This window comes from Alkalitalea saponilacus (genome assembly GCF_900168165.1).
Classification (GTDB): domain Bacteria; phylum Bacteroidota; class Bacteroidia; order Bacteroidales; family Marinilabiliaceae; genus Natronoflexus; species Natronoflexus saponilacus.
On sequence record NZ_FUYV01000057.1, the window covers coordinates 1 to 3,132 of the forward strand.

2 protein-coding genes are annotated in these 3,132 nt (G+C 31.5%); both read left to right on the top strand.

Features of this window, described 5'->3' with window-relative positions:
• Positions 1-131 precede the first annotated feature (131 nt).
• On the top strand, positions 132-1,583 hold the full coding sequence (locus B5X70_RS17500; RefSeq protein ID WP_079559194.1) for a TlpA family protein disulfide reductase: 1,452 nt from the start codon (positions 132-134) through the stop codon (positions 1,581-1,583).
• A 327-nt stretch (positions 1,584-1,910) separates the two neighbouring features.
• The gene (locus B5X70_RS17505; protein WP_079559195.1) at positions 1,911-2,747 is read left to right on the top strand and encodes a hypothetical protein; all 837 of its coding nucleotides are present in this window, start codon (positions 1,911-1,913) and stop codon (positions 2,745-2,747) included.
• Positions 2,748-3,132 lie beyond the last annotated feature (385 nt).

A 3,132-nucleotide genomic window follows, 5' to 3' on the forward strand; every position in this document is an offset into this window, starting at 1 on the left:
CCCCCTACCCCGCGCTAACTTTTGCAACGGCGGACAAGGACGCAGCCCGCAAAAAAGCCACTGGTCATACACAGGTACGTTGCAGGGCATAATAGAAAATCAAAAAAATACTTAATCTAATCTACTTAATTATGAAAAAGAGAAATCTCATTGTTTTAATAACTTTAATCGTAATGTCATGCTCCATGAATAAAGAGGATGATGTTGTCATAATCAAAGGAGAAATTTCATCGATAAGTGCCACAGAAGTTAGGTTTGAATGGTTGGTGGATAACCCTATTCAGGGCATTCAAAAGACTTTTATTGCGCAAATTGACAGTAATTCCAGATTCTCAGTAGAAATTCCTATTGAACGAATTGCAAAAGGTAGAATATCAGCAGGAAATTATCACTATAGTATTTGTTTGATACCTGGAGATGAATTATTTATTAAATTGAATGCAGACACCATCGAATATTCTGGAAAAGGAGCCGAGAAGAATACTTTTTTATATCTTTCCCAAATTCATGGACTAAGTGACAGAGAATACTATAGAGAATTCAACAGAGGAACATTGGCTCCTCAAGAGTTTTTAGAATCATTATCTAATTTCAAGAAAAAAAGAATAGATTTTATTGAAGATTATGCAGATTCTGTTAAAATTCAAAAGGAATTTATTGAATTCTATAAGATTGAAACACTGGTAATTTATGAAAACCTATTGCAAAACTATCCAAGAAGATATGCCCATAATAATAACTTGGCTATAGACTCCCTTGAACTTTCCACCAAATATTCGGAACTAGACAATTTCTCAAAATATGTTGATGATGCTAAAGTTATTAGCTCAACCTATATTCACAATATTAGAAATAGACTTTTTGAAAAAGCATTAGATATTACCGTATCTGACACCTCAATAAAAAGAAATGATGCAATCTACATTGCACTATTTGATTCATTGAAAGGTAAAACTAGAGAATATGTTTTAACTAAATGGATACTTACTGAATTCTCACGTGATAGGTATGATACGATTGCAATTGAAAAATTTCACAAAATAGAGAAAGGAGAATTAGCACAAAACACTTTTATCGCAGGTTTAAATAAATTCAATGAAAAACGTTCTTTGATTGGACAACCATTACATCCGGAGTTTTCATCCTCTCAACTTATTGACACTAGTGGAGTGCATTTAACATTTGGAGAAATGATGGAAAAATACAAAGGCAAAGTGGTCTATCTTGATTTTTGGGGTATGGGTTGTGGTCCTTGTAGAGCAGCAATGCCATATTCTAGAAAACTTAAGGATAAATTAGAAGACAAACCAATTGAATTTGTTTATGTGTCAGTAGAACAAATAAATAAGAATAATTGGGGTCAAGTATTCGAAGTCACCTTTACGGATAAGAACCATTTTGTTATGGTAAATGGGTTTGATTCAAGATTACATAAGTTTATGGAAATAAATTGGGTTCCCTGCTACATGATATTCGATAAAGATGGAAAATTGGTTGACTACAATGCAGACAGACCAACACCACTGATTGAAAGAGGAGAAACGCAGTTAGAAAAGACTTTAATTGAATTAGCGTTAAAATAATACGCCCTGCAACATCATATATAAAATATTGGGGTTTTGGTGTTTACACGAACCTTTCTGCCCCGCACCAACTTTTGTAACGGCAGACGGTGATGACGCCCGCAATCCCCAACATTTCATATATGTCACCGTTAGCGTGCATTCTGTCCCGTCCTAAAAAATGCAGAAATTAATTCTTACTCTAAGGAATGTATTAATTAAGATAATTATAACACTTCTGAGAAGATTAATATGAGTTATGTTAAATTTTAAAGAATTGAATTTTAGAGGTAAACCGATTCCTGAAAGTTAATTTATAAATTCATCTCAAAATAAATTATTAACAAAGTGACCTTGCTAAATAATACATATAATACAAAGTCTGATTTTAATAGAAAATTGGTAAGAATATTATGTTTCGCACTTTTTTTGAGTAATTCTATTTATTTAACTGGTAATCAGCCTGCATATGTTATTCATGACACTATCTCTGTAAATGAGAAATATTATGAATCATACAAATTTGAGTTAGTAAACTTCCCGATTCTCTTTTTGGGGATTTTAAAAGATACAGTAATAATTGACCATAAATTATTCCTTTACCCGATACCACCGCCACCACCGCCGACAATAGTTGAATGGTTAACAATTGAGGATGACCAAAATTCACAAGTAATCGAAATTGATTCAATACAGCAGAAGAAATTATTTGATGAATTTATGATTGAATATCGAAATCACCCATTAGAAAAATTTAGAAAAAGTTTTGGGTATAGCCACAATAAGAAAACAATTCATAAAGAAAAGTCAGTTTCAGTCAAAGTAGATACAATCAACGAAATTTCGAAGTATAACTTACATCATAAAGAATATTACAAAGCATTTCCAATTATTATATCTAACAATTTGAATGATACAATATTGATGGACTCCAATACTAACATTTCATTAATCGTCGAGGCTTTAGATTCATTAAATAATTGGAGGAGAATTACTTCACCAAATATTCATGGAATACCAATTGATAGTAACTATTTTTTACCACCGAAATTTTCTGTAATATTATCAACATATATAACAAGAGGTGATTACCAAACAAAATTGCGGATAAGAGTCGGTAATAATTATTCAAATGAATGGACAGGAAAAATAAATTATTCACAGTTTTCCCTTTTCGTTGACTAAAAAAAATTTAACAAATCTTGATATTTATAATAACGACACGCTAACATCATATATAAAATATTGGGGTTTAAGTATTTACACGAACCTTTCTGCCCCGCACCAACTTTAGTAACGGCAGACAAAGACGCACACCGCAGCCCCCAACGTTTCATATACGTGACCGTTGCCAACAAGCTGAATACCCATTACATCTATAATTGATGAATATTAATTTTTCGGCAAATATTTCAATTATAATTGAAGAAATAATAGTTACATGATAAACTTTCAATTATGATTGAAGAATTTCCTATATTTGTATGAAGTTTAAAATATAGATGAAATGACTGAATACATCGAAAGACCACTTTACATTGATAGATTAAAACCATTTATTGGTAAATCT

What these genes read in the sequence shown, in the direction of transcription:
- B5X70_RS17500 (WP_079559194.1), top strand. Translation starts at nt 132, where the DNA reads ATGAAAAAGAGAAATCTCATTGTTTTAATAACTTTAATCGTAATGTCA.